Annotated in this window: 18 protein-coding genes; 7 read left to right on the top strand and 11 right to left on the bottom strand. The window is 60.2% G+C overall.

Annotated features, from left to right (window positions below):
- Window positions 1-54 precede the first annotated feature (54 nt).
- On the bottom strand, window positions 55-759 hold the full coding sequence (locus BFP92_RS14370; protein ID WP_065929992.1) for an SDR family oxidoreductase: 705 nt from the start codon (window positions 757-759) through the stop codon (window positions 55-57).
- Between the two features lie 101 nt (window positions 760-860).
- Here BFP92_RS14370 and BFP92_RS14365 point away from each other — a divergent pair, with 101 nt between their 5' ends.
- The 3 genes from BFP92_RS14365 (at window position 861) to rarD (ending at window position 3,931) form a co-directional block, all read left to right on the top strand.
- On the top strand, window positions 861-1,763 hold the full coding sequence (locus BFP92_RS14365; protein WP_056860058.1) for a LysR family transcriptional regulator: 903 nt from the start codon (window positions 861-863) through the stop codon (window positions 1,761-1,763).
- An 81-nt stretch (window positions 1,764-1,844) separates the two neighbouring features.
- Window positions 1,845-2,855 (top strand): aldo/keto reductase, encoded by a 1,011-nt coding sequence (locus tag BFP92_RS14360; RefSeq protein WP_065929991.1) that lies wholly within the window; start codon window positions 1,845-1,847, stop codon window positions 2,853-2,855.
- A 194-nt stretch (window positions 2,856-3,049) separates the two neighbouring features.
- The gene (gene rarD, locus BFP92_RS14355; RefSeq protein ID WP_065929990.1) at window positions 3,050-3,931 is read left to right on the top strand and encodes an EamA family transporter RarD; all 882 of its coding nucleotides are present in this window, start codon (window positions 3,050-3,052) and stop codon (window positions 3,929-3,931) included.
- A gap of 63 nt (window positions 3,932-3,994) precedes the next feature.
- Here rarD and hppD read toward each other — a convergent pair whose 3' ends face one another.
- Both hppD and BFP92_RS14345 read right to left on the bottom strand, forming a co-directional pair.
- Window positions 3,995-5,071: a 4-hydroxyphenylpyruvate dioxygenase gene (hppD, locus tag BFP92_RS14350; RefSeq protein WP_017135508.1), complete on the bottom strand. Its 1,077-nt coding sequence runs from the start codon at window positions 5,069-5,071 to the stop codon at window positions 3,995-3,997.
- Between the two features lie 245 nt (window positions 5,072-5,316).
- Entirely contained in the window at window positions 5,317-6,240 is a 924-nt protein-coding gene (locus tag BFP92_RS14345; protein ID WP_065930197.1) for a DMT family transporter, read from the bottom strand.
- A gap of 77 nt (window positions 6,241-6,317) precedes the next feature.
- On the opposite strand from BFP92_RS14345, the gene BFP92_RS14340 reads away from it, so the two are divergent.
- Window positions 6,318-7,214 (top strand): LysR family transcriptional regulator, encoded by an 897-nt coding sequence (locus BFP92_RS14340; RefSeq protein WP_065929989.1) that lies wholly within the window; start codon window positions 6,318-6,320, stop codon window positions 7,212-7,214.
- Here the strand turns inward: BFP92_RS14340 and BFP92_RS14335 are convergent.
- The 4 genes from BFP92_RS14335 to BFP92_RS14320 form a co-directional block, all read right to left on the bottom strand.
- The gene (locus tag BFP92_RS14335) at window positions 7,195-8,232 is read right to left on the bottom strand and encodes a fimbrial protein (RefSeq protein WP_065929988.1); all 1,038 of its coding nucleotides are present in this window, start codon (window positions 8,230-8,232) and stop codon (window positions 7,195-7,197) included. The two genes, BFP92_RS14340 and BFP92_RS14335, sit on opposite strands and share 20 nt — an antisense overlap.
- Window positions 8,232-10,733 carry a fimbria/pilus outer membrane usher protein gene (locus tag BFP92_RS14330; protein ID WP_239694266.1) on the bottom strand — a complete coding sequence of 834 codons (2,502 nt, stop codon included), beginning with the start codon at window positions 10,731-10,733 and terminating at the stop codon, window positions 8,232-8,234. Before BFP92_RS14330 ends, BFP92_RS14335 begins: the two co-directional genes overlap by 1 nt.
- 122 nt (window positions 10,734-10,855) lie before the next feature.
- Window positions 10,856-11,629, bottom strand: coding sequence for a fimbrial biogenesis chaperone (locus BFP92_RS14325; RefSeq protein WP_065929986.1), 774 nt, complete (start codon window positions 11,627-11,629; stop codon window positions 10,856-10,858).
- 59 nt (window positions 11,630-11,688) lie between these two features.
- Complete coding sequence (locus BFP92_RS14320; RefSeq protein ID WP_065929985.1) at window positions 11,689-12,249, bottom strand: fimbrial protein; 561 nt, start codon at window positions 12,247-12,249, stop codon at window positions 11,689-11,691.
- A gap of 297 nt (window positions 12,250-12,546) precedes the next feature.
- Here BFP92_RS14320 and BFP92_RS14315 point away from each other — a divergent pair, with 297 nt between their 5' ends.
- Both BFP92_RS14315 and BFP92_RS14310 read left to right on the top strand, forming a co-directional pair.
- The gene (locus tag BFP92_RS14315; RefSeq protein WP_065929984.1) at window positions 12,547-14,088 is read left to right on the top strand and encodes an EAL domain-containing protein; all 1,542 of its coding nucleotides are present in this window, start codon (window positions 12,547-12,549) and stop codon (window positions 14,086-14,088) included.
- A gap of 199 nt (window positions 14,089-14,287) precedes the next feature.
- Window positions 14,288-14,650, top strand: a complete 363-nt coding sequence (locus BFP92_RS14310; RefSeq protein WP_065929983.1) for a histone-like nucleoid-structuring protein, MvaT/MvaU family — start codon at window positions 14,288-14,290, stop codon at window positions 14,648-14,650.
- 105 nt (window positions 14,651-14,755) lie between these two features.
- Here the strand turns inward: BFP92_RS14310 and BFP92_RS14305 are convergent, their stop codons facing one another.
- Window positions 14,756-15,292, bottom strand: coding sequence for a DUF4946 domain-containing protein (locus tag BFP92_RS14305; protein ID WP_065930196.1), 537 nt, complete (start codon window positions 15,290-15,292; stop codon window positions 14,756-14,758).
- A gap of 194 nt (window positions 15,293-15,486) precedes the next feature.
- Here BFP92_RS14305 and gloA point away from each other — a divergent pair, with 194 nt between their 5' ends.
- Window positions 15,487-16,008 carry a lactoylglutathione lyase gene (gloA, locus tag BFP92_RS14300; protein WP_065929982.1) on the top strand — a complete coding sequence of 174 codons (522 nt, stop codon included), beginning with the start codon at window positions 15,487-15,489 and terminating at the stop codon, window positions 16,006-16,008.
- 106 nt (window positions 16,009-16,114) lie between these two features.
- Here gloA and ahpF read toward each other — a convergent pair whose 3' ends face one another.
- The 3 genes from ahpF to BFP92_RS14285 all read right to left on the bottom strand — a co-directional run bounded on the left by ahpF (window position 16,115) and on the right by BFP92_RS14285 (window position 19,437).
- The gene (ahpF, locus tag BFP92_RS14295) at window positions 16,115-17,680 is read right to left on the bottom strand and encodes an alkyl hydroperoxide reductase subunit F (RefSeq protein WP_058420342.1); all 1,566 of its coding nucleotides are present in this window, start codon (window positions 17,678-17,680) and stop codon (window positions 16,115-16,117) included.
- Window positions 17,681-17,807: 127 nt separating this feature from the next.
- Window positions 17,808-18,371 carry an alkyl hydroperoxide reductase subunit C gene (ahpC, locus tag BFP92_RS14290; RefSeq protein WP_003173835.1) on the bottom strand — a complete coding sequence of 188 codons (564 nt, stop codon included), beginning with the start codon at window positions 18,369-18,371 and terminating at the stop codon, window positions 17,808-17,810.
- Between the two features lie 133 nt (window positions 18,372-18,504).
- Window positions 18,505-19,437, bottom strand: coding sequence for a site-specific integrase (locus tag BFP92_RS14285; RefSeq protein WP_065929981.1), 933 nt, complete (start codon window positions 19,435-19,437; stop codon window positions 18,505-18,507).
- Between the last annotated feature and the right edge of the window lie 123 nt (window positions 19,438-19,560).

The following is a 19,560-nucleotide window of genomic DNA, read 5'->3' as shown; positions in this document are numbered from 1 at the left end:
CATCGCAGGCAAGCCAGCTCTCACACAAGCAGGTCCCACATTTCTATTCTGTGTTTACAACAGGCCGCCGCCGTCGATATCCAACACGGCGCCGGTTATAAAGCCATTTTCCATGGCCAGCACATACCCTGACGCGACCTCCTCTGCTTGACCCACTCGCCCCACCGGCAACGCCCCTCCGGCCTTGGCGAACATCGCCAAGCGTTGCTCTTCTGCCAGCCCGGCATACGCTGGCGTGTCGATCACGCCGGGGCTTATCACGTTGACGCGCCGTGGTGCCAGTTCTTTTGCCAACTGCTTGCCCAACGCTTCAGTCGCAGCATTGATACCCGTCTTGATGAACTGCCCTGCCATTAACTTACGGCCCAACTGGCCCGAGGTGAGGCTGATGCTGCCGTGCTCAGCCAAAAATGGCAGTGCCTGCTGAATCGCGCGCAATGCGCCCCAGAGTTTCACGTTGAAATTATCCTGGGCCTCGTCCAGGTCCGTCTCGATCAACGGTTTGGCCCGCACCGACGGGCCGGAGGTAAACACCAGATGATCAAAGCGCCCGACCGTTTCGAACAACCGTTGCAACGAAGCGCTGTCGGTGACGTCGACGGGTTCGCTGCGTACGCCATTGTCGACACCGGAGGTCAAACGGCGCCCGGCCAGCACCACCTGTGCGCCACGGGCGGTGGCGGCCTTGGCCACGGCGGCGCCGATGCCGCTGCTGCCGCCGATCACGATGACGGTTTTACCGCTGAGGGAAGATGTCATGGGGTTGTTACCTGGCTAAGAAAGTGAGCGTTGATCTTCTCAGCTTGGCAATCGGCGAAAAATCCCGGTAAAACGACAAGATCTTTAAAGGATTTTTACAAATGAGCTCGACCCTGGACCTTGAAGTGTTCGTGCGTACCGCCGACACCGGCAGCCTGTCGGCGGCGGCGCGCAGCCTCAACCTCACCCCGGCGGCGGCAAGTATTGCGCTCAAGCGCCTGGAAACCCGGCTGGGCATTCGCTTGCTCGCCCGCTCGACGCGCAGCATGCGCCTGACCGAAGAAGGCCGACGCTACCTGGACAGCGTGCGGGTGGCCCTCGAAGCGCTGGCCGAAGGTGAACAGGCGATCAAGCAACAAGGCCAGAGCTTGAGTGGGTTATTGCAACTGGCGGCACCTTCGGACTTCGGCCGTAACGTACTGCTGGGGTGGCTGGATGAGTTCAAGCTCGAACACCCGACTATCCGCCTGCAGTTGCTGCTCAACGACAGCAACGCGGATTTGTTTCGTGACACCGTCGACATCGCCCTGCGCTTTGGTGTGCCAAGGGATTCCAGCCTGGTGGCGTTGCCTGTGGTGCCTGGCCACCATCGCATCCCCTGCGCCAGCCCCGACTACCTGGCGCGCCATGGCACACCGCGCACGCCGGCTGACCTGGCGCAGCACAGCACGTTGCGCTACATGCGCCGTGGGCAGGCGAATAGCACCTGGTATTTTCGCCAGGGCGCCTTGCTGCAGGAGGTGGAGGTGTCGGGCGACTACCTGAGCGATGACGGTGAAATCGTGCGGCGCTGGGCGCTGGCAGGCCACGGCATCGCTTATAAGGCCAACCTCGATATTGCCGGTGATATCAAGGCCGGGCGGCTGGTGCCGTTGCTGCCCGACTGGCAAGGCGAGCCCACGCCGTTCAACCTGATGTGCCCACACCGCCTGCAAGTGTCGGAACGGGTGAAAGTGCTGCATGGCTTTTTACAGCAGCGTTGCCAGGCCTTGCTCAATCCATGAAGAAACACGCGCAGGGCTTGTTCCAGAGCTGCCGACTCTGGTATTGCATGGGTAACGTTTACCTGCCATGAGGAGCTTTGCATGATTTACCGCACATTGGGCCAGTCCGGGTTGAAGGTCAGCGCACTGACCCTGGGCACCATGATGTTTGGCGAGCAGACCAACACGCAAGACTCGCTGCGCATCATCGACAAGGCCTGGGACCAGGGCATCAATTTTATCGACACGGCCGACGTCTACACCGGCGGGCGCTCCGAGGAAATCGTCGGCGAAGCGATCACCCGCAATCGGGCGGATTGGGTGGTGGCGTCCAAAGTCGGTTTCGGCCCGGCAGACGGTTTGCCCAACCGCAGTGGCTTGGGCCGCAAGCGCATGTTCAATGCGTTGGAAGCGAGCCTGACACGCCTGGAGACCGACTACCTGGATATCTACTACCTGCACCGTGAGGACCACGGCACACCGCTGGAGGTCACCGTGTCGGCGATTGGCGACCTGATCCGCCAAGGCAAAATCCGCCACTGGGGGCTGTCCAACTACCGGGGCTGGCGTATCGCCGAATTGATTCGCCTGGCCGAACGCCTGGGTGTCGACAAACCTGTTATCAGCCAGCCGCTGTACAACATCGTCAACCGTCAGGCTGAAGTCGAGCAGATCACCGCAGCCGCTGCCTATGGCTTGGGCGTGGTGCCTTACAGCCCATTGGCACGCGGGGTACTCAGTGGCAAATACGCGCCCGACGTGACACCCGAAGCCGGCAGCCGTGCGGCGCGCCAGGACAAACGCATCCTGGAAACCGAATGGCGGGTGGAGTCGCTGCGCATCGCCCAGCAGATTCAGCAGTACACCCAAGGGCGCGGCGTGGGGATTGTCGAGTTTGCGATTGCCTGGGTGCTGAATAACGCGGCGGTCAGTTCGGCCATTGTCGGGCCGCGTACCGAGGCGCAGTGGGACGCGTACACCGGGGCGCTGGACGTGAAGATCACGGCAGAAGATGAAGCGTTTATTGACTCGCTGGTGACGCCGGGGCATTCGTCTACGCCGGGGTTTAATGATGTGAGCCATTTTGTCTCGGGCCGCATTGCGCGCGCGTAGCAGATAAAAACCGTTCGCCCTGCCCTTGTGGCGAGCAGGTAAACCTGCTCGCCACTGTTTCAAGCAAAGCCCTGCCCGTGAGTAAATTTCTGCAAAACGCCCCTAAACAGTGCGACCAACCATCACCAAAAGCACCATAATCACCTGCTGAAACTCCCCTTCTTTGTGTATCAGACAGTTTTCGCGAGGACAGTGTGTCTAAAGGTGTTGTTTTATCGGTCTTGGCCTCGGTGTTGTTTGCCGTGATGTACTACTTCACCTCGCTGCTCACGCCCTTGAGCGGCCTGGAAATTTTTGGTTGGCGCATGCTGCTGACCGTGCCGTGCATGACTGTGTTCATGATCGTCAGCGGTGAATGGCGGCGTGTGTGGGAGTTGCTGCAAATGCTGGCGGCGAAGCCGCGATTGATCGGCGGCGTGGTGCTTTCGTCCGCGCTGCTGGGCGTGCAATTGTGGCTATTTATGTGGGCGCCGCTGAACGGGCGCAGCCTGGATGTGTCGGTGGGGTATTTCCTGTTGCCGCTGACCATGGTGTTGACCGGGCGCCTGGTGTACGGCGAACGCTTGTCGCGCTTGCAGCAGATCGCGGTATTTTTTGCCGCACTCGGGGTGCTTAATGAGCTGTACCAGGCCGGTGGTTTTTCCTGGGCCACCCTGGTGGTGATCATCGGTTACCCGGTGTATTTCGTGGTGCGTAAATACCTGCACACCGATCATCTGGGCGGCTTGTGGCTGGACATGGCGCTGATGCTGCCGGTGGCCTGGTGGTTTGTGCAGCATGGCGAACAAGGTTTTGCGGTGCTGGATGTGCATCCCAAGCTCTATGCCTTGATCCCGATACTGGGTTTGATCAGTGCTTCAGCGCTGGTGAGCTACATCATCGCCAGCCGTTTATTGGCCTTTAGCCTGTTCGGGTTGCTCAGCTATGTGGAGCCGGTATTACTGCTCTTTGTGGCCTTGTTGTTGGGCGAAGGCATCAAGGGCGGGCAATGGCTGACGTATATTCCGATCTGGCTGGCCGTGATGGTGCTGGTGTATGAAGGCTTCAAACATTTGGTGCGTCAGCGCAAAGCTTAAAAGGTGCAGGCACTAAAAAGCCCGGCTGAAAACCTTCTCGCCGGGCTTTTTTGTTGCTGACGCTTAGTCGGTGGTCAGTACACCGCGACGTACCTGGTCGCGCTCGATCGACTCGAACAGCGCCTTGAAGTTGCCCTCGCCAAACCCATCGTCGCCTTTGCGCTGGATGAATTCGAAGAACACCGGGCCCATCAGGGTTTCCGAGAAGATCTGCAGCAGCAGGCGCTTGTCGCCCTCGATCGAGGAGCCGTCCAGCAAAATACCGCGCGCCTGCAGTTGGTCCACCGGCTCGCCGTGGTTTGGCAGGCGGCCTTCGAGCATTTCGTAGTAGGTGTCCGGCGGCGCGGTCATGAAGCGCATGCCGATCTTCTTCAACGCATCCCAGGTCTTGACCAGGTCTTCGGTGAGGAACGCCACGTGCTGGATGCCCTCGCCGTTGAACTGCATCAGGAACTCTTCGATCTGGCCGGCGCCCTTGGACGATTCCTCGTTCAGCGGGATGCGGATCATGCCGTCCGGGGCACTCATGGCCTTGGACGTAAGGCCGGTGTATTCGCCCTTGATATCGAAGTAGCGTGCTTCACGGAAGTTGAACAGTTTCTCGTAGAAGTTGGCCCAGTAGACCATGCGGCCGCGGTACACGTTGTGGGTCAAGTGGTCGATGACCTTGAGGCCCGCGCCTACCGGGTTGCGGTCGACACCTTCGAGGTACACGAAGTCGATGTCATATATCGAGCTGCCTTCACCGAAGCGGTCGATCAGGTACAGCGGCGCACCGCCGATGCCCTTGATGGCCGGCAGGTTGAGTTCCATCGGGCCGGTTTCGATATGAATCGGCTGGGCGCCCAGTTCCAACGCGCGGTTGTAAGCCTGCTGCGAGTCTTTGACCCGGAACGCCATGCCGCACACCGACGGGCCGTGTTCGGCGGCGAAGTACGAGGCCAGGCTGTCGGGCTGGTTGTTGAGGATCAGGTTGATCTCGCCCTGGCGGTACAGGTGCACATTCTTGGAGCGGTGGGTCGCGACTTTGGTGAAGCCCATGATCTCGAAGATCGGCTCCAGGGTGCCCGGAGTCGGCGATGCGAATTCAATAAATTCAAAGCCCATCAGGCCCATTGGGTTTTCGTATTGGTCGGCCATTTCGGCACCTCATCATTCTTGTAAGTAGCAAGCAGTCAATTACAGGCAAGGATGAGGTTGCAGGGTGGCGCGCACGAGAGACCCCGCACGCTGCGGGCGAGGAAGTCACCAAAGATCAGGGGGGAGCCGAGTAGCTTCATGATTACATCAGTCTCTGACGGCCGAGGCTTGCGTGAGCGCAAGTCCATATTCTTGTATGCGTAAATCGATTCTACACAGCGTAACAGTATTTGTCCGCACTCTCATCAAATCCCTATTGCGCTGGGCTGCGCAAGGGGTTTGTTGCACAGATAGATGCCCAACAGGATCACCGCGCCGCCGAGCGCCATGGGTAACGTTAGCTGTTCGGCAAGCAGGAGCGCGCCGCAGATCACCGCCGTCAGCGGGTTCAGCGCGATAAACACGCCTGCGCGGGTCGCGCCGATACGCCGGATGCCATCGTAATAGCCGATGTACGCCAGCGCGGAGCCGAGCACGCCCAAATACAACAGGCTCACAACCTGCGGCAGGTGCAGGCTGCCAAGCCCTGCAAGCGTGAAGCGCCCGGCGAGCGCGGTGACAGCCGTCAGCATCAGGGTGCCCAGCAGCACTGACCAGGTGACCGTTTGCAACGGCCCCAGGCTTTGATTCAATGCGCGGGAAAACAACGAGTAAATCCCCCACCCCAGCACACAGCCGAACACCAGCACGTCGCCCTGCCAGGTACTCGATGCACCTTGCAGCAACTGCGGGTTGCGACTGACGATCACCGTCGCAGCGCCGGCCAGGCACAACGCGATACCCAGTACCCTGGCAGTGCCGAGGCGCTCTTTGAACAACCACCAGGAAGCCAGGCCGATCACCGCCGGATTCAACGCCACGATCAACGAAGCGCGCGAGGCGTTGATGTACTGCAGGCCAAAGAAAAAACACAGGTTGTAGAAAAAGATCCCGAAAAACCCCAGCACCGCCAGATGCAGCAGTTGCCGGGGACGTGGCCGCGCCAGCGGGATGCGTGCACACAGCATAAACAGCAGCAGCGCCAGGCTGGCCAGGATAAACCGCAGGCTGGCAGCCAGCAGCGGGTCGACTTGATTGGCCAGGTAACGTCCGGCGACAAAAGTGCCACCCCAAATCATGGTCACAGCGGCCAGCTTCAGGTAGGTGAGGCGATCAGACGGAGGTTGCATTAGCAGTTGCTCGACAGGCGACAGGATGGGCATATTCTTCGACTAATGATCAGTAATCGTAAAATGAGCCTTTACTCATGACATTGACCCAACTGGAAATTTTTTCTCTGGTGGCCGAGCTGCAAGGTTTCACCAGTGCGGCGCACCGCCTGGGCATCAGCCAGTCGGCGGTGTCCCATGCCGTCAAGGCCCTGGAACAGGAGCTGGGCGTGGAATTGTTTCGGCGCCACCAGACGCTGGTGGAGCTGAGCGATATCGGCGCGCAATTACTCGGGCGCGCCCGTGCCATGCTGGGTCTGGCCGCGACCTTGCAGCAGGAAGCCGCCGATGCCCGTGGGATGAAGCGCGGTACCTTGCGCATCGGCTCCTTCGGCCCCACCGCGTCGGTGCGTTTGTTGCCGGCAATTCTCCGCCATTTCCGGCTGGCCTACCCCGGCATTGAAGTGCATGTGGACGAAGGGCCAGACCGGCAAGTTATCCAGTGGCTGGACGAGCGGCGCGTCGACGTGGGTTTTGTGGTGCTCGCCGACACGCCAACAGACAGTGAACGCTTCGACACCGTGGCGTTGTTGGAGGATCAGTTGGTCGCGTTGTTGCCGGCCACCCATGCGCTGGTTGCCAGCGCGTCGGTGCCTTTACAGGCACTGTGTGATGATCCGTTCATCCTCACCGAAGCCGGCTCATCGGAGCTGGTGATGCGCTTGTTCAGCGTCGCCGGTTTGCGGCCCAACGTGCGTTATCGTTGCGCGCAATTGCTCAGCACGCTGGCGGCCGTCAGCCGTGGCGACGGCGTGAGCATCGTGGCGCAGGCATCGCTGCCCGATCACGCCGACGGCCGTTATGTCGAGCGGCCGTTATCGCCGCCCGTGCCGCGCCGCATCGGCCTGGCGGTGCTGGATCGCCGCCAGGCCTCGCCTGCCACACTGGCTTTTCTCGCGCTTGCGCAGAAGTGGGTCACCGATAGACCAGGGTAAATGTCGCCAGGCCATTGGCCGTGCCGGGTTCAATCGTCGCGGCAGTCTGGATGTAGTGCGCCGTCAACGGCAGTTCGAAGGTGCCATTGGCGCCAGCGCGGCCCAGGGGTTGATCGGCAGTACGAGCGCCCGCAGCGGGGCCATAAGTGATCACGCGACCACCAAACAGCACCTGCAAGGCCACGCCCTTGGCGGTAGAACTGGCGGTCAGCGAAAGCCGATCACTGCGGTTGGCCGGTTGCGTCTGGTCGACCAATGTCACCCGCACGTGCTGCTGTGGACTGCCGACGGGGCATTGCAAAGTGATCGTCCCGCTGCCATTGCCGGCGACGCTGTGAATGCCCTTGAAGGCTCGGCTTTCCACGGCCCCCAAGGCAATCGCCACGGTGGAGGTCGACACACTGCAGGTGGGCCGGCTGGGTTCGCCGATTTCGATGCTGCCGAAGTTAAAGGCATGATACGTAGGGTTGGTGTACAGGTTTAGGCCCGAGAATGTTCGAGGTGTGACCGTGCCGCCCTGGATGGGGCCCGTGACCACAAAAAACACCCGCCCACGTACACCCCAAGTCGCCAGGCCGGGGTGGATGGGCCCGCGCAAAAGCGTGTTGCCAGTGGTCACGATTCGCATCGGGCCGCCGTCACGGTCCTGCGCCATAAACGCAAAACCGACGCCCTGCACGCCGGTCTGATACACCGGCATGGCGAGCGACGAGTGGCCCAAATATTGGCCGGTCCAACGAATGTCGCGGGATATATTGATGTACGACCAGTATTTGATGATGACGTCGGTCGTGTAAGTGCACCTGAGTCCATGCGCGGCTTCAATGGGATAGCCATCCGGGCTACCCAGTACCTGGCCGACCACCGGGTTGGCCGGGACGTTGATACGCGGCACCGAAAGTACCGTCGGCGAGCCGGGATCGCAGGCGACGCCGGCCTGGGCGCTTGCGGTGAGCATGATGACTGCGCAGGCCAGCACGGCAAGCATCACCCGCCGCGTGCGGCAAGGAAGCTTCATCAACTGTTTTCCTTGTGTGTAGAGGTGTCGAGGGTGCATCGGCTGACCAATTGGTCCGCACTTTGCTGGCGCCGGTCGGGGTCTCGGGGCGGCAACCGGTAATGGATAAAACAACGATCGCGCGCCGCTTGCGCCCACTGCACGGTCAACCTGCCGTGGTCGGCAACCCCGCGCACAAAGGCCTTGCCCGCCTGGCCGACTACCCCCACTTCGTTGCCCTGTTCATCCAATACCTGGGCGGCGAACGGCAACGGCTTGCCATTCGGATGGGTCGCCTTGATCACCACCGCCCGGCCGCTGACGGTCTCGAACTTGACCAGCGATATTGCGCCCAAGGTCGGTACCACGGAGCGGTTCGACTCCTTTAATTCCACGTCCATGGGCATGCCTTGCGGGTCGATGTCCACGGCGTTGGGCTGGTACGCCCGCAAAGCAGGCATGACCCCATAACCCTGCTTGTTGATAAGCACCCCGGAACCGCCGAGCTGCGCTCCCTGGGCACCCGGCGCATGCACCAGCGCCGACGCTTCACCGAGGTTTTGCGCCAGGGTGACGCCACCGCTGTGGGCGATCAGGCCGCCGTCGACGCTCACGGACACTTGCGCATTGCGCCGGCTCTGACCATACCCGCCGCGCAGGTTGGCGGCGTGACTGCGATAGCCTGCATAGGCGTTGAAACTTGAACCGCCGTGATCGCCGCTGCCACGACTGCCGACCAGGCCGTAATGGGTGTGCGCCTTCTCCCCCAGCAAGCCATTGATGCCGAGTTGTTGCTGACTGCCGCGTGAATCACCCGCGTCCCGCGACAGTGAACTGCTCAGGGTCGGTGCGCGCGTGCCCTCGCCCAATGGCATGGAGAGGCTCAATACCCAGTGATTCTCCACGCGTTCGGTGCGCGTCGAGCGGCCGAAGAAAATGTCCTCGGCGCGTTCATGGTCGCTCGCCCGATATAGTTCGCTGACCCTCGAACGCTGCGCCGAGAGGTTCCAGCTCAGTGACTTCCAGTTGGCCCCATAACTGGCGGTGAACGACGTCTGGCGCCCTTGCTGCCCGGCCCAGTAGTCAGTAGAGCTGCCATACACACTCAGGGTGCCCTCCCCCAACTGCTGGCTGATCGTCAGGTCCAGGCGGCTTTTTTGCCGCGCATAGCTGTCCAGGTTCCCGCCGTGACGGCCCAGATCGCGCACATTCAAGGCGTCCGGCAGGTTCAGGTAGCCGGCGGTCGAGAAGCGATAGGCGCCGAGCGCAAAATGCGTTCCCGAAAACGGCAGGTTCTTGTTATAGGCCAGGCCAAGGCTTTGTCCGCGCGCTACCGCCTGCCCCTGCACCTGTGTGCGCGAGTGGGTGGTGTCCAGGGCGAACGCGCCAACGGCTGTACTTAGCGCCAGGCCCGCCTTGCCTTGGCTATAACCCTGGGAAAGGGTGGTGCCCCCGTAAACGGTGAGGCTATCGATCAGCCCATGTTGCAGCGTGCCTTGAAACACCGAGGCGTTGGCATCGCTGACGCCATGCTGCTGCACCTGTCCCACCGTTGCGCTGTAGTGCGTGGCGCCGTAACGCAATAGCTGCGGGGCCACCGAATAAGGCACGACAAAGGTGCTGCGCCGCCCATCTACCTCGGTGACACTGACGTCAAGGTCGCCTCCGTAGCCCGTGGGGTAGAGATCATCGATCACAAAAGGCCCGGGCGCCACCGTGGTTTCGTAAAGGGTGTAGCCGTTCTGGCGCACCGTCACCGTGGCATTGCTGTCGGCAACGCCGCGCACCTGAGGCGCATAACCTTGTTGCGACGGCGCCAGCATCCGGTTATCAGTGGCCAGCGTAACGCCGCGCACGCGCACGCCGTCGAGGATCTGGCCGCTGCTGAAACTGTCGCCCACGGTCAGTTGCGACTGCCAGGCGGCAACGGCGCGTTGCAGGTAGGTGGCCGTGGCTTGATAAGGCAAGTGGCCGCTTCGTGAAGCCCAGGCTTGCCCGCCCTGGTGGCGCAGCCGCCAGTCACCCAGGTTGACCCCGCCGTCCAGGCCCAGGTAACCGCGATCTTCACCCGCACCCGAGGTCACCGCCGCGGCGCTGAAGGTGTAATTGAGCAGCGCGGCATCAATGCCTGCGTCCCATTGGGCGGGGTCAACGTAGTCGCGAGCAGAGCGATTGATGTAGACCTGCGGGATACTCACGTCCAGGGTCAAGGACTCGACATCGACATGGCTGCTGGCCATGGGAATCCATGCGGCGAAATCGCGACAAGCCTCCTCGACGGCTGCCTCGGTGTTGCGCAGTACCACCCCGAGTTCGGCCAGTTGTTGCGCGCTCACACAGGGGTGCGCAGCGTTCTGTTTGTCCACGTTTACGAAGGTGATCGGGCGACGGCCCAGTGATTGCCCGTTGAGTATCACGTCAACGCGATAAACCCCAGGCGTCAACACATTGCCGGTATTGAAGCGCGAGAGATCCGCCGGGCTGGACACACCGCTGGTAAAAGCCTCCAGATCAAACAACAACGGGGCAGCCTCGGCCGATAGCACAAGCGTGCTCAGCAAGCCGAACAGCAACAGCAGTCTAGGATGAGAAAGCAGCCAGGCAGCGCCTTGGCAGAATGTGAGTGGCAACAAGGCTGGCATAGTCAGAACTTCAGAGGAGCACGCTGCGGCGCGGAAAACGTGCCGTAGTCATTGATGAATTTGAAATGCACTTGCGCATCGGCGGGGATGGTCTGCACGGCCTTGTGCACCCTCAGGGTCAGGTTGCCGCCAGGCGGCACCATGCCCTCTTGCGCCTGCAGCAGCGGCGCGTCTTTTTGCGGGCCCATGGCCAACGCCACCTCGTTGAATGTCACGTGATAGGCCGATGGGTTGTGTACCTCCAGCAGCGCCACCTGGGCACTGCGGCGCAAGGTCCAGCGTAATTGCGTGGGCGCTTCGTTCGGGCTGCCGGGCAGATCGGCCGGGCGAAAAAACACTTTGGTACGGATACGAAAGGCGAACTGCAGGTGGTTGGCCGGGGCATCATCGGCCTCGGTGTTGACCTTGGGCGGGATCTCCAGCGCATTGAGCCAAAACAACGATTCCCGATCCGCCGGCAGTGGCTCTTGGGTGTAAACCAGGCGCACGGCCTGGCTTTTCTGCGGGTTCAGGCGAAACACCGGCGGCGAAAGGCTGAAAGGCACCTCGCTGTTAGAGGGGTCTGACGCCGGGTCTCCCTGGTCCAGCCACACCTGTACCAGGCGCGGAGCGCGTTCGTCGTCGTTGGTCAGGCGCAAGGTGATTTCGCGACGCTGTTGCGGGTAAATGTGCCGCGTACCGTCGATCACTACGCCGGCATGGGCAATGGATGGCCATCCGCTGCACACCGAAATGGCGAGCAGCAAGGCAATTGCGAACAGGAGTCGAGCAAACATGGGGCGGTCCTCCAAGGCGCTGTCCGAAGCCTGGCGAACCGCCAGGCTCCGGGCCCTGATCAGGGGAACGTGACGGAGTACAGCACCTGCGTGCTTACTGGGCCTGGGGTTGCGGCGCCGGTGGCGAAGTACTGGGCCGCAAACGGCAGCGACGCTTCACCGTTTTCAGGGACTTTTGCGCTGCTCGAATTGAGCGCCAGGCGCAAGTCCATAGGCTTATGGGTTGTGCCGTCGACAATCTGCACCTCAACGAGGCTGGCAGGCGCGGGTTTGGCCGGCGCTTGATTCTTCAAGTTGCCGGTAGCCGGGTTGATCGCCGGGCTGCTGCTCTCAAACAACACCGCCACCGTCGTATCCTTGGGGCACGCCCCCACACGCACGACAAACGGGGTGGTGCCGGCTGTCTGGCCTTTTGCCGCCAGCGCGCTGGCCTGAACCTTGTTGAGTACAACGGCAAAGTTCGGGCTGGCACCAGGCGCCGAGCCTGCCCCGCCACTGATACTGCAGGTGGTACCGGTGATTTCACCGGTCAAGCTGATGGTACCGTCTGCGGCAAAAGCAGGCAGCGTGGCGACGCCGGTAGCAGCCAGGAAGGCCGCGGCCAGTCGGAGGTTATTCATTGCAGGTAGTTCCTTATCAAGTCGCGTTAACGGGTTACGAAACGAATTTCAACAATTGAAAGACGAGGGTCGACCGTCCCGCCAGAAGTGGGCTGAAACGGCTGAGAGAGAGGCTGGAAGGGGCGGTGCTTCGAAGTCTCTTACTTTTTGCAACGATGTTTATCTTGCCAAGCAGAGACAATCGCAACAACTGACCGAACGGCTAGGTCAAGGCGTACCAAACAAGTGAGCGACACTGCGCAATGCCAACTATCATCGGCACACACCCGTCTTTTTATTCCGTTATTGGCTGCCTCTATGCCCCTCACTGCCAAAGGCCCCCGAAGCCGAACCGCACGCGCGCTCATCAGCAGTGCCTGCGGCCTGATTCCCGTTTTATTGGGGGTTGTGATTCTTCATTGGCAAGCCGAACGCACCCTTGAGCAAAGCACCGCCCAAACCGCGCTGGAGGCTGTGCGCCAGTTCGATTTAATGCTCGACAACACCGCCCTCGCCGCCCAGACATTACTGCCGCTGGCTGGCCAGCCGTGCGACAACGGCGCGCAACTGGCACTGCGCGAGCAGGTGACGCGGCGCCCTTTTGTGCGGGCAACCACCTTGTCCTGGCAAAAAAACATCTATTGCAGCTCGTTGTTCGGCGACAGCTACCAGTCACCGGTCAACCCGGACGACTACGTAGCGGGCACGCTGTGGTTGATGAACGGCAACCCGGTAACGCCCGATACTGCGTTATTGGTTTACCGCCGGGTCGATGGCGATAAAGCCGCGTTTGCCTCGGTTGACGGCTACCATCTGACCAACGCCTTGCGCCTGATCAGCCGCTACGCGCACCTGATCCTGCAAGTGGGGCCCAACTGGCTGGACGCTGACGGTAAGGTGCACACCACTGCGATGCCGCAGTTTGCGGTGGCCCATCAGCACCTGGCCTCTGAGCGTTACCCGTACAGTGTCGATGCCGGCATGCCCGTCGGTGAGGTGTGGCGGTACATGGAGGCGCGTTACCCGGCGCTGTTCAGTCTGTTGGTGTTCTTTGGGGTACTGGCGGGCGCGCTGGCCCACTGGCTGCAAAAGCGCTCGTCCGCGCCGACCCATGAGTTGCAGCGGGCACTGGGGGCCAATGAATTCATTCCGTATTTCCAGCCAGTGGTGCGTGGCGACACCCGCGAATGGGCCGGTTGTGAAGTGTTGATGCGCTGGCGGCACCCGAAGGAAGGCCTGGTTCGTCCTGACCTGTTTATCCCGCTGGCCGAACATTCGGGCCTGATCGTGCCGATGACCCGCTCGTTGCTACGCCAGACCGCCGCACAACTGGCCCCGCATGCCGGACGCTTCAGCCCGGGCTTCCATATCGGCGTGAACATCACCGCCAGTCACTGCCAGGACCTGGACCTGGTGCAGGACTGTCGGGAATTTCTCGCTGCGTTCGCCCCCGGCCAGGTGACGCTGGTACTGGAGTTGACCGAACGTGAGCTGATTCAGCCGACCGACACCACCGCCCGGCTGTTCGACGCCCTGCATCAACTGGGGGTGATGATCGCGATTGATGACTTCGGCACCGGCCATTCCAGCCTGGGTTACTTGCGCAACTTCAATGTCGACTACTTGAAAATCGATCAAAGCTTTGTCGCCATGATCGGCGCCGATGCACTCTCACGGCATATTCTGGACAGCATCATAGAACTCAGCGGCAAGCTGGACCTGGGTATTGTGGCCGAGGGCGTGGAAACAGCAGAGCAATGCGAATACCTCGCGGCCCAAGGTGTGGACTTCCTGCAGGGCTACCTGTTCGGTCGGCCGTTACCCTGTGAAGCGTTCATTAAGTCGCTGACCAGCCATTGAATAGCCATCTAGTGCGGAGGATGAAATAATCTTATTCAGGTAACGCCGTGATTTACTCGTGCGGCATTAACTACTACAATTTTTCCTGCCTGTGCTGAACTCGCAGAAAGGCCTCTTTCTTTGAGTTACCTTAAAGCTCTCGGCTTACACGCTTTATCTGCAGTTGATATCAGCCAACTACACTATTGGAGTACAGATTTTGTCCAGACTTGCCGAATTTCGCGCAGCAGAAAAAGCCCTTCAAGAGCAGCTGGCTCAGCTGGAATCCTTGAAGAACGACGCCGGCCTGAAAAAAGAAATCGAATTCGAAGAAAAGCTGCAAGGCTTGATGAAGCACTACGGCAAAGGCCTGCGCGACATCATCTCGATCCTTGATCCCAACCCTGGCAAAGCCAGCGCCGCCGCCGCCGCACCAAAACAGCGCCGCGCACGTGTAGTCAAGGTTTACCACAACCCGCACACCGGCGAACTGATCGAAACCAAAGGCGGCAACCACCGCGGCCTGAAAGCCTGGAAAGAACAGTATGGCGCTGCCACTGTAGATTCCTGGTTGCGCGGCTGATCGAAAGACGCGTACAAAAAACCCCGCGGATGCGGGGTTTTTTTTGCTTCGAAAACGAACTTGATTAACCGATCACTTTGTTCAGAAACGAGCGAGATAACCCGTTCAAAGTTTAAGGCTATCTCGCACCGAATTGACTTCGTCCTTACTGGTTTCATAGGCTTCGGCCTGGCCGGCAAAGGAAAAGACATAGGCTTTATCGGTATCAACTGCGCCGACCAATGTTTGTGACAATATGTGCCGGCCGTTCTCGGTAATCACGCAAGTAGTTTCCAGCGCGTCAAGACGGCTCAATGTGCTGGTGTGCATCTTTGTGCACACGCTTTGATAACCGCTGCCGGCAAAATCCTTCTGGATGGATTTGCGCATTTCCAGCAGTACACCTTCAAGATTAACTTTGTGACCTGCCTCAATCGGTGTGCCGGTCAACTCCATGACCATCAAGGTGTTACCGTTTTCATCATTCTTGATGGCGCGCTGACGGGACACCGCCTGAGGTTTTACCGGCGCGTCGTCGTCGGGCACGACTTCCTCGACTTGCCAGCCACTGGGCCAATGAATTTCCGGATCGGCCGCCAACACAAAGGGGCTGCTCAACAACATACAGACAGCGCTCAACAGCGGTTTACGAAATTCAATCATCAAGACAAACACCCAAGGTTCAAGCGTCGAAGTTTGAGCCTGGCACCCTTGACTCGCAAGGCCTGAGTGACCTTTTTCATTTGGCTCGCCCGGCCACGCTTGCGTATCATGACGGTGCGGCACGGATGCCGGCCGCAAGCCAAGGGACCGCTCAAGTCACGAGTCGCGTTTGCCCCATTTTTTCTGGAGGGCCCATGAGCCTGCACGATCTGAACACTTTCCCGGGCGTCACTGCCCAACCTGACGCCGCCACTTCGAACTTCGTGTTCAACCACACCATGCTGCGGGTCAAGGACATCACCAAGTCGCTGGACTTCTACACCCGCGTCCTGGGCTTTTCCCTGGTTGAAAAACGCGACTTCCCTGAAGCCGAATTCAGCCTGTATTTCCTCGCTCTGGTGGACAAGGCCCAGATCCCGGCCGACGCCGCTGCGCGCACGCAGTGGATGAAGTCGATCCCAGGCATCCTGGAACTGACCCACAACCACGGCACCGAACACGACGCCGACTTCGCTTACCACAACGGCAATACCGACCCGCGCGGCTTTGGCCATATCTGCATCTCGGTGCCGGATATCGTCGCGGCCTGCGAGCGTTTTGAAGCGCTGGGCTGCGATTTCCAGAAGCGCCTGAGTGATGGCCGCATGAAAAGCCTGGCGTTCATCAAAGACCCGGATGCTTACTGGGTTGAGATTATTCAGCCAGCACCGCTGTAAGCGTTCTGCGTGACGCGGAGCGTCACCGGATGCATTCCCACGTAGAACGTGGGAACGAGAAAACCCCATGATCACTCATGGGGTTTTTTATTTTCGGTACCTGATTTTATGCCGGTGCTGACGTGCGGATCAGGTGATCAAAAGCACTCAGCGAAGCCTTCGCGCCCTCGCCCACCGCAATCACAATCTGCTTGTACGGCACGGTCGTCACGTCACCGGCAGCAAACACGCCCGGCAGTGAAGTTTCGCCACGCGCATCGACGATGATCTCGCCGCGCGGGGTCAATTCCACCGTGCCTTTGAGCCAGTCGGTGTTGGGCAGCAAGCCGATCTGGACAAAAATGCCTTCCAGTTCGATGGTCTTGAACTCGCCGCTGTCACGATCCTTGTACGCCAGGCCGGTGACTTTCTGGCCATCGCCTTTGACTTCACTGGTGAGCGCACTGGTGATCACGTCCACGTTCGGCAAGCTGTGGAGCTTGCGCTGCAACACCGCATCGGCGCGCAATTTGCTGTCGAACTCGAGCAAGGTCACGTGGCTGACGATACCGGCCAGGTCAATGGCCGCTTCAACGCCGGAGTTACCACCGCCGATCACTGCCACACGCTTGCCCTTGAACAACGGGCCGTCGCAATGCGGGCAGAAGCACACGCCGCGGGCCTTGTATTCCTGCTCGCCCGGCACACCCATTTCGCGCCAGCGGGCGCCGGTGGCCAGAATCACGGTTTTGGACTTGAGGGTCGCACCGCTTTCAAAGCGAATTTCGTGCAAGTCACCGGCGTTTTTGGCCGGCACCAGGCTGCTGGCACGTTGCAGGTTCATGATGTCCACATCGTACTGACGCACATGGGCTTCCAACGCGCTGGCCAGTTTCGGCCCTTCGGTCTCCTGCACGGAGATGAAGTTTTCGATGGACATGGTGTCCAGCACCTGGCCGCCGAAGCGCTCAGCTGCCACGCCGGTGCGGATGCCTTTACGTGCAGCGTAGATCGCAGCAGCAGAACCGGCCGGGCCACCACCTACAACCAGTACATCAAAGGCGTCTTTGGCGCTGATTTTCTCGGCAGCCTTTTCGATACCGCTGGTGTCGAGCTTGGCGAGGATTTCTTCCAGGCCCATACGGCCCTGGCCGAAGTTCACGCCATTGAGGTACACGCTGGGCACCGCCATGACCTGGCGCTCATCGACTTCAGCCTGGAACAGCGCGCCGTCGATGGCGACGTGGCGGATGTTCGGGTTAAGCACGGCCATCAGGTTCAGCGCCTGAACCACGTCAGGGCAGTTCTGGCACGACAGCGAGAAGTAGGTCTCGAAGCTGAACTCGCCTTTCAAGGCACGAATCTGTTCAATCACTTCGACACTGGCCTTCGACGGGTGGCCACCGACTTGCAACAGGGCCAGCACCAGCGAAGTGAATTCATGGCCCATGGGGATGCCGGCAAAACGCAGGCTGATATCGGCACCCGGGCGGTTGATGGAGAACGACGGCTTGCGCGCATCATTGCCATCGGTGTTGAGGGTAATCAGCGTGGTGAGGCTGGTTACGTCCTGCAAAAGGGCCAGCATTTCCTGGGATTTCGCACCGTCGTCGAGGGAGGCGATGATCTCGATCGGCTGGGTGACCCGTTCCAGGTATGACTTCAACTGAGCTTTAAGATTGGCATCCAACATACGGGCGATTTCCTGTTAATTCGGTTTATTGCAGACAAAAAAACGCCCGAGCGAATCTCGCCCGGGCGTTTTGAGGGCGGTGCAGCTTACTTAAGGTGCGGCAATCCGCCCTTGATGTTTCACAGACTTAGATCTTGCCGACCAGGTCCAGGGACGGAGCCAGAGTAGCCTCGCCTTCTTTCCACTTGGCTGGGCACACTTCGCCTGGGTGAGCAGCAACGTACTGAGCAGCCTTGATTTTGCGCAGCAGCTCGGAAGCGTCACGGCCAACACCGCCGTCGTTCAGTTCAACGATTTTGATCTGACCTTCCGGGTTGATCACGAAAGTACCGCGGTCTGCCAGGCCGGCTTCTTCGATCAGTACGTCGAAGTTGCGCGAGATGGTCAGGGTTGGGTCGCCGATCATGGTGTACTGGATTTTGCCGATGGCTGGCGAAGTGTTGTGCCAGGCAGCGTGGGCAAAGTGGGTGTCGGTGGAAACGCTGTAGATCTCGACGCCCAGTTTCTGGAATTCGGCGTAGTTGTCAGCCAGGTCTTCCAGTTCGGTTGGGCAAACGAAGGTGAAGTCGGCTGGGTAGAAGAAAACTACCGACCATTTGCCTTTCAGGTCAGCGTCAGTCACATCTACGAAGTTGCCGTTTTTGTAGGCGGTCGCTTTGAACGGTTTTACTTGGCTGTTGATGATAGGCATCGGTGACTCTCCGTCAGTGGTTGAAAAGTTGATGAGATGAATCCTACTCACTCTTTCCATCGATGGCTCATTGGCAAACCTGATGCTGACGATTGGTTTTCTCTATCAGGTCTGCGTATTAATAGAAGAAATCTCAAAGCAGCGGTTGGGTCGCCAAGGTCATGCCCAAAAAGGGTGTCGCTTCAACATAGCGCATGGCGGATTTCATGTCGCTCCAGCCGACGTAACTCATCAGCGACTTCAAATCCCAGCCGCTGCGGTGGGCCCAGGTGGCAAAGCCACGGCGCAGTGAGTGGCTGGTGTATTGATCGGCAGGGATGCCCGCGCGCTCCAGGGCCTGGCGCAGCAACGGGATCACGCTGTTGGGGTGAAGCCCCTCCCCGCCCAGGTTGCCCCAGCGGTCTACCCCACGGAACACCGGGCCGCGCACCAGGGCCGAAACGCTCAGCCATTCGCTGTAGGCCTGCACGGGGCACAGGCGCAGCAGTGCCGGGGTCTGGTAGGTCTTGCCGAGGTTGTCGCGGTCACTTTTGCTGCGCGGCAGGTACAGGCTGATGCCGGCGCCGGGCACCGCTTGCACGTGTTCGATGTTCAGGCGGCACAACTCGTCGCTGCGAAAGCCGCGCCAGAAGCTCAGCAGGATCAGCGCAGTGTCGCGCTTGGCGCGCAGCAATCGCGGCTGATCCTGCGCCTCGCGCGCTTGCCTGGCTTCAACTTCAAGGGAGGCCACCACCTGCTCAAGGTGCTTGAGCTGCAAAGGCTCGGCCTGCTTCTCCTGCGCCGGGTGCACCGCCCGGATGCCCTTGAGCACCTTGCGCACCACCGGCGCCTTGGTCGGGTCCGGGAAACCCTGGCTGGTGTGCCACTGCGCCAGCGCCGAAAGCCGCAGCTTCAGCGTGTTGACCGCCAGCACCCCGGCATGGGCCACCAGGTAGCGCGCCACGCTGTCGATGGTGGCCGGCAGGAACCCGCCCCAGCTCACTTCAAAATGCTCGATCGCCGCGCGATAGCTGCGCCGCGTGTTATCGCGGGTGGCGGCATTGAGGTAACGGTCCAAGTCGCTCATGAAAGGCCTATTCGTACTGCTGGCGGGTGTCTTAAGGGTTAAAACGCGTATGACACGGGATAATACGCCAATATCCCATCTGTTAATTCATGAATTTTAACGGAATTTTATTCGTGATATAGT

The organism is Pseudomonas sp. 58 R 3 (assembly GCF_900006605.1).
Lineage (GTDB): Bacteria > Pseudomonadota > Gammaproteobacteria > Pseudomonadales > Pseudomonadaceae > Aquipseudomonas > Aquipseudomonas salomonii.
The sequence above is the reverse complement of the archived record's forward strand: the minus strand, read 5'-3'. Positions and strand labels throughout refer to the sequence as shown.

Coding starts and splice junctions, on each gene's coding strand:
- hppD (WP_017135508.1), bottom strand. CDS start 5,071: ATGGCCGACCAATACGAAAACCCAATGGGCCTGATGGGCTTTGAATTT.
- BFP92_RS14360 (WP_065929991.1), top strand. CDS start 1,845: ATGATTTACCGCACATTGGGCCAGTCCGGGTTGAAGGTCAGCGCACTG.
- BFP92_RS14305 (WP_065930196.1), bottom strand. CDS start 15,292: ATGATTGAATTTCGTAAACCGCTGTTGAGCGCTGTCTGTATGTTGTTG.
- BFP92_RS14320 (WP_065929985.1), bottom strand. CDS start 12,249: ATGAATAACCTCCGACTGGCCGCGGCCTTCCTGGCTGCTACCGGCGTC.
- gloA (WP_065929982.1), top strand. CDS start 15,487: ATGAGCCTGCACGATCTGAACACTTTCCCGGGCGTCACTGCCCAACCT.
- BFP92_RS14345 (WP_065930197.1), bottom strand. CDS start 6,240: ATGCAACCTCCGTCTGATCGCCTCACCTACCTGAAGCTGGCCGCTGTG.
- BFP92_RS14370 (WP_065929992.1), bottom strand. CDS start 759: ATGACATCTTCCCTCAGCGGTAAAACCGTCATCGTGATCGGCGGCAGC.
- BFP92_RS14340 (WP_065929989.1), top strand. CDS start 6,318: ATGACATTGACCCAACTGGAAATTTTTTCTCTGGTGGCCGAGCTGCAA.
- BFP92_RS14285 (WP_065929981.1), bottom strand. CDS start 19,437: ATGAGCGACTTGGACCGTTACCTCAATGCCGCCACCCGCGATAACACG.
- BFP92_RS14315 (WP_065929984.1), top strand. CDS start 12,547: ATGCCCCTCACTGCCAAAGGCCCCCGAAGCCGAACCGCACGCGCGCTC.
- BFP92_RS14325 (WP_065929986.1), bottom strand. CDS start 11,629: ATGTTTGCTCGACTCCTGTTCGCAATTGCCTTGCTGCTCGCCATTTCG.
- ahpF (WP_058420342.1), bottom strand. CDS start 17,680: ATGTTGGATGCCAATCTTAAAGCTCAGTTGAAGTCATACCTGGAACGG.
- BFP92_RS14365 (WP_056860058.1), top strand. CDS start 861: ATGAGCTCGACCCTGGACCTTGAAGTGTTCGTGCGTACCGCCGACACC.
- BFP92_RS14335 (WP_065929988.1), bottom strand. CDS start 8,232: ATGAAGCTTCCTTGCCGCACGCGGCGGGTGATGCTTGCCGTGCTGGCC.
- ahpC (WP_003173835.1), bottom strand. CDS start 18,371: ATGCCTATCATCAACAGCCAAGTAAAACCGTTCAAAGCGACCGCCTAC.